This is a genomic window from Bradyrhizobium sp. BR13661, assembly GCF_029892425.1.
GTDB lineage: Bacteria > Pseudomonadota > Alphaproteobacteria > Rhizobiales > Xanthobacteraceae > Bradyrhizobium.
The window spans coordinates 1-5,741 of record NZ_JARXWB010000072.1; the positions used below are offsets into that span (position 1 = coordinate 1).

Consider the following 5,741-nt stretch of genomic DNA (forward strand, 5'->3'; position numbering starts at 1 on the left):
GACCGAATATGTTGCGCCGAAGGTTATGTTGCGCATTTGCACTTGGGTGCTGTCTCGCAGACGATTGACAGCTTCTACGCAACATAATGTCAGCGCGTTGCGGGAGGTTGCGTGATGCCCCGCGACGCTTCCGAACTGGCGCGCCGCCTCGCCCAAAATGCCGAGGCGGTCTGCCGCCATTACCTGTCCAACGGGCGGCGCCAGGGCCGCTACTGGACGGTGGGCGACGTTCGCAATACGCCCGGCCGGTCGATGTTCGTCCGGCTCAGCGGACCGGAATTCGGACCCGGCGCCGCCGGGCATTGGACCGATGCCGCCTCGGCCGAACATGGCGATCTGCTCGATCTGATTGCCGCCCGGCTGGGCGGTATTTCCCTGCCGGAGACGCTGGACGAGGCGCGCCACTTTCTGAGTCTGCCGCGCGCCGAACCGCGCCACAGCCCAAAGCCCGTTCGCACAAGCGTCCCCGCCGGATCGCCGGAAGCGGCGCAGCGGCTGATCGCCATGTCGCAGCCGATCAGCGGCACGTTGGTCGCCACCTATCTGCGAAACCGCGGCATCAGGAACTTGCGCGACACGGGCAGCCTGCGATTCCATCCGCGCTGCTACTATCGACCTGAGGGCGACGGCCCGACCGAGACATGGCCCGCCATGGTCGCCGCCGTCACCGATCTCGAAGGGAGGATCACGGGCGCACACCGCACCTGGCTCGCACGCGACGGCGCGGACAAGGCGCCGGTCGACACGCCGCGACGGGCCATGGGCGGTCTCCTCGGCCATGCCGTCCGCTTTGGCGCGGCCGACGACGTCCTCGCTGTCGGCGAAGGCATCGAGACGATGCTGTCGCTGCGCTGTGCGCTGCCTGCCATGCCGATGGCTGCCGCGCTCTCGGCCAACCACCTTGCCGCCCTTCTGCTCCCGCTGACGCTGCGCCGGCTCTACATCGTGCGCGACGTCGATGCCGCGGGTGACATGGCGCTCGCGGCATTGACCGAACGCGCCGAAGCTGCGGGCATTGAGGCGCTTGCCCTGTCTCCGCGGATGGGCGACTTCAACGAGGATCTGCATGCATTCGGCCTCGACGCGCTGCGAGCGGCACTGCGCATCCAACTCGCGCCGCAGGATGGGTACTTTTTACAGATGATTGAGCGGCTTCTACGCAATTAACTTTCATCACGGCGCCCGGTGCGGAAGCTTGGGCCTCCATCAACATGGAGGCACAAGTATGTTTGAAGAAATATTCTTTCCCCGAACCGCTGAGAGATATCGGGCAGCGCCACTTGTCGAGCAGCGGGAACGATATCTCGTTCATCTCAGGGAGACAGGCGCCAGACGATCGGCCTTGCGGAAATGCGCTAATGACCAATTGAGCTTTGTGCGCCTTCTGGAATTAGATGGCAGCACCAGAGTGCGAGTTTCCCAGATCGAAGCCGCAGCAGCAATTTGGGCAAGACCGAAAGGGCGCAGGTTTGTCCGGGCGGCTTCGCCCAAGGCGTGCAAACGTTTTGTCAGCTGCGGAATCCAATGGTTACTCTTCTTGGGCTGGCTTGATGAACACGAACGTGAGCGCCATCCGCATCGCGCTAAGGTCACGATCTTTGAGGAGTGGCTGCGCAAGGAGCGCGGTCTGTCCGACGCGACCATACGAGACTATTGCCACGCCGCCGACCACTTCTTCTTCTGGCTGGCGGGAAGAGGCACGTCGCTGGATGCAGTTCAGATGGCCGACATCGATGATGCTTTTGCGGCAGAGTACAGGCGGGGAGCCTGGAACCGGCGGACGATGCACGATTACGCGCAACGACTGAGGGCATTCTTCCTCTACGCCGAGGCGCGCGGTTGGTGTCAAACGGGGCTGGCCGCGGGGATCATGGCACCCCGGTTCATGGCGGACGAGACCGTGCCGAAGGGCATAAAGCGCGACGACGTCCTGCGCCTACTGGCTTCTGTTCGGGGGGATCGCGCGGTCGACAAGCGCGACCGCGCGATCCTCATGCTGTTTGTCGCGTACGGGCTGCGGGCCGGGGAAGTCGGCGGCCTGCGACTGGACGATCTGGACTGGGAAAACGGGATGCTCCGTGTCCGCTGCCCGAAGCCCGGTCGGACCCATCTCTGGCCGCTGTCACATGAGGTCGGACATGCCATCCTGCGCTACATACGGGAGGCACGGCCATCCGGCTTCGGGCGCAGCCTCTTCTTTACAGCGCATGCGCCGATCCGACCGCTTGTCAGAACAACCTTGGGCAAGATGGTCCGTGATCGCCTGGCAGGCATTGGCATCGTCTCCGGTCGACGCGGTACGCATGCCTTACGGCATGCGGCCGCCCAGCATCTTCTGGATCAGGGCATGTCGATGAAGGTGATCGGGGACTTTCTCGGGCACCGCGACCCATCCTCCACCGCGATCTACGCCAAGGTCAATCTCGCGGCTCTTCGCGAGGTGGCGGCTCTCGATCTGGAGGGGCTGGCATGATGCTGCGCGAGGCGATCGAGCAATATATCCTCTGGCGACGGGCCCATGGCGCCAAGTTCACGACTGGGGCGAACCTCCTGCGTCACTTCCTTGGATATGCCAATGGAGATGCCGCTTGCGACGCGGTCACCACGACCCAGGTCCTGGCCTTTCTGGTGGGCAAGGGGCCACTGGCCCGGCATCGCGAGAACAAGCATTACGCCCTTGCCGGCTTCTGGCGCCATGCGATCAGCCGTGGCCATGCGATGCGCTCGCCGCTGCCGAACAGCGAACCGAAATCGCCGCCCCGGACGCCGCCGTATATCTACTCGCATGACGAGTTGCGGCGGCTTCTTGACCTCGCGACCGTCGCGAGCAGTCGGCGCGGTGCGGTTCAGCTCGACGCAGTGACGTTCCGGACTCTGCTTCTCCTGCTATACGGAGCCGGGTTGCGCTTCAGCGAAGCGACAGGACTCACACTGGCGGACGTCGATCTGGCGGAAGACGTTCTGACCATACGCGCCACGAAGTTCTACAAGAGCCGTCTGGTTCCGATCGGACCGCAGCTTGCAACGGTGCTGGCGAACTATATGCCTCTGCGGCGACGCGGCGGGCTTGCGCAGGGCGAGACTTCCTTCCTTCTGACGAACCGAGACGGCACGCGGCTCGCCAGCAGCACCGTTCAGGCCGCATTCGACGCGCTGCGGCGCATCGCCGGGGTCCATGGCACGGCAGGCGGGCGACAGATTCCGCGCCTGCACGATCTCCGGCACAGCTTCGCGGTTCACAGCCTGACTGCCTGGTATCGTCAGGGAGCGGATGTGCAACGGTTGCTACCCGTACTCTCCACCTACCTCGGCCATTCCGATCTGGAGGGCACGAAGGTCTATCTGTCGATGACGCCGGAGCTTCTGCAGCAAGCGTCGCTGCGTTTTGCTCGCTATGCCGGGGGAGCCCAGAATGCCTGAACTCATAACCCTTGGCCCATGGCTCCGGCGCTTCCTGTGCGAACATATCGTCACCGAGCGCAATCTGGCCCGGAACACTCGCCAGAGCTACCGGGACAGCTTCAGCCTTCTTCTGCCCTTTGTCAGCCGCAAGTTGCGCAAGCCCGTGGACCGGCTGGCCGTGCGCGATCTCACCTCCCGGCATGTGCTGCAGTTCCTTACACATCTCGAGGAAGATCGCGGGTGCTCTGCCCGGACCCGCAATCAGAGGCTTGCCGCCATCCGGGCATTTGCCCGCTTCATCGGCAGCCGGGATCCGGCCCATGTCGAATGGTGCGGCCATATCCGGGCCATCGCATCGAAGAAATCCATGCCGCCACCGGTCGGATGGCTGACCAGGGCGGAAATGGAGGCCATGCTCGCCGTGCCCGACCGCAAAACCAAGCGGGGCCGCAGCGAATACGCGCTTCTGCTCTTTCTTTACAACACCGGGGCGCGTGTCTCCGAGGCCACGCAATTGAAGATGCGCGATCTGCAGATCGGGCGTGGGAATGGCGGTCACGATCTTGCCACCCTGCACGGGAAGGGCGGCAAGACGCGCCAGTGCCCACTGTGGCCGGAAACCGAACGAGTTCTGGCAGACGAGAGCCTCGGTCGCTCGGGCGATGACGCCGTATTTGTCAGCAGGCTCGGAACGCCCTTCACCCGCTTCGGAGTCTATCGCCTTATCGAGCGTTACGCGGCCCGGGTGCCGGAACTGGCTGACAGAACGATAACCCCGCATGTGATCCGGCATACGACGGCCTGCCACCTGGTTCTCGCCGGCGTGGACATCAATACCATCCGCGCCTGGCTCGGCCACGTCTCGATTAGCACCACCAACATCTATGCCGAAATAGACCTCACGCTGAAAGCTAACGCCGTAGCTCTTTGCGAAGTCGGTCAGCCACGACCCGCTCGCTCATGGAAGGAGGACAAGAATCTCATGGCCTTTCTGAAATCCTTGTGAGTCAGGAGTTATGTTACGGCGTCCTCCACCGAGAGCTCCTGCTTTGAGTGGTGGACGCGGTGCAGCGATCGCCCTCTTGAAGGCCGGCGCGGCTTGGTCCGGCATGGGCCTCGCCGGATCGGCCAGGACGGCCCAGACCCGCCATCTGTCACCCCGTCCTGGCCGTTCCCCGGCGCATGAAGCGAACGACATCCTGCGGCGCGAGTTGGATACGCAGTGCCGCTCGCAGCGCGCCGAGGCCGAATGCACGCAGGTCCTCGTTGAAGTCGCCCATCCGCGGAGACAGGGCAAGCGCCTCAATGCCCGCAACTTCGGCGCGTTCGGTCAATGCCGCGAGTGCCATGTCACCCGCGGCATCGGCGTCGCGGGCGATGTAGAGCCGGCGTAGTGTGTCCGGGAACAGGATGGCAGCGAGGTGGTTGGCGGAGAGTGCTGCCGCCATCGCCATGTCGGGCAGAACGCATCGGAGCGACAGGATCGTCTCGATGCCCTCACCGGCCGCCATTACGTCGCCCGGCACGCCGAAACGCACGGCGTTGCCGAGAAGGTCGCCCATCGCTCGTCGCGGTGTGTCGATCGGCGCCTTGCCGAGCGTCGCCTCGGTGAAGCCGCGCGGGTAGAGCCAGGTGCGATGCGCGCCAGTGAGATGACCGGAGAGGTCGGTGACGGATGCGATCATCGCCGGCCAGGTCTCGGTCGAAGCATCGTCGTCGGGCCGATAGTAGCAGCGTGGGTGGAAACGCAGGGCTCCGGTTCCGTGCAAATGCGTGATGCCGCGATCACGGAGATAGGTTTCTACGAGCGTGCGCTCGATCGGCTGGGACATAGCGAAGAGGCGCCGTGCGGCCTCCGGCGATCCCGTCGGCGCCGGTGCGCGGGGCGTCCGTGCTGTCGACGGATCGGGTTCGGGCGGCGGCAGGCTCAGAAAGCGTCGTGCCTCATCGGCGACATCGCGAAAGTCAATGAAACCACAGCTCTCGCGGATGACATCGAGCAGATCGCCATGTTCGGCCGAGGCGGCATCGGTCCAATGCCCGGCGGCGCCGGGACCGGATTCCGGTCCGCTGAGCCGGACGAACATCGACCGGCCGGGCGTATTGCGAACATCGCCCACCGTCCAGTAGCGGCCCTGGCGCCGCCCGTTGGACAGGTAATGGCGGCAGACCGCCTCGGCATCACGGGCGAGGCGGCGCGCCAGTTCGGAAGCGTCGCGGGGCATCACGCAACCTCCCGCAGCGCGCTGGCATTATGTTGCGTAGAAGCTGTCAATCGTCTGTGAGACAGCACCCAAGCGCAAATGCGCAACATAACTCTCGGCGCAACATATTCGGTC

General features: G+C 64.4%; 5 protein-coding genes. 4 read left to right on the forward strand and 1 reads right to left on the reverse strand.

Annotated elements, in window-relative coordinates; genetic code table 11:
- Positions 1-114 precede the first annotated feature (114 nt).
- From M2427_RS41885 to M2427_RS41900, 4 genes are all read left to right on the forward strand, one after another.
- On the forward strand, positions 115-1,167 hold the full coding sequence (locus M2427_RS41885) for a toprim domain-containing protein (RefSeq protein WP_280712543.1): 1,053 nt from the start codon (positions 115-117) through the stop codon (positions 1,165-1,167).
- A gap of 370 nt (positions 1,168-1,537) precedes the next feature.
- Complete coding sequence (locus tag M2427_RS41890) at positions 1,538-2,473, forward strand: tyrosine-type recombinase/integrase (RefSeq protein ID WP_280712544.1); 936 nt, start codon at positions 1,538-1,540, stop codon at positions 2,471-2,473.
- Positions 2,470-3,420, forward strand: a complete 951-nt coding sequence (locus M2427_RS41895; RefSeq protein WP_280712545.1) for a tyrosine-type recombinase/integrase — start codon at positions 2,470-2,472, stop codon at positions 3,418-3,420. The genes M2427_RS41890 and M2427_RS41895 overlap by 4 nt, the downstream gene beginning before the upstream one ends.
- A complete protein-coding gene (locus M2427_RS41900; protein WP_280712546.1) occupies positions 3,413-4,408 on the forward strand; it encodes a tyrosine-type recombinase/integrase in 996 nt (331 codons plus the stop codon). Before M2427_RS41895 ends, M2427_RS41900 begins: the two co-directional genes overlap by 8 nt.
- A gap of 148 nt (positions 4,409-4,556) precedes the next feature.
- Here M2427_RS41900 and M2427_RS41905 read toward each other — a convergent pair whose 3' ends face one another.
- Positions 4,557-5,627 carry a toprim domain-containing protein gene (locus tag M2427_RS41905; RefSeq protein WP_280712547.1) on the reverse strand — a complete coding sequence of 357 codons (1,071 nt, stop codon included), beginning with the start codon at positions 5,625-5,627 and terminating at the stop codon, positions 4,557-4,559.
- Between the last annotated feature and the right edge of the window lie 114 nt (positions 5,628-5,741).

Coding starts and splice junctions, on each gene's coding strand:
- M2427_RS41885 (WP_280712543.1), top strand. CDS start 115: ATGCCCCGCGACGCTTCCGAACTGGCGCGCCGCCTCGCCCAAAATGCC.
- M2427_RS41895 (WP_280712545.1), top strand. CDS start 2,470: ATGATGCTGCGCGAGGCGATCGAGCAATATATCCTCTGGCGACGGGCC.
- M2427_RS41900 (WP_280712546.1), top strand. CDS start 3,413: ATGCCTGAACTCATAACCCTTGGCCCATGGCTCCGGCGCTTCCTGTGC.
- M2427_RS41905 (WP_280712547.1), bottom strand. CDS start 5,627: ATGCCCCGCGACGCTTCCGAACTGGCGCGCCGCCTCGCCCGTGATGCC.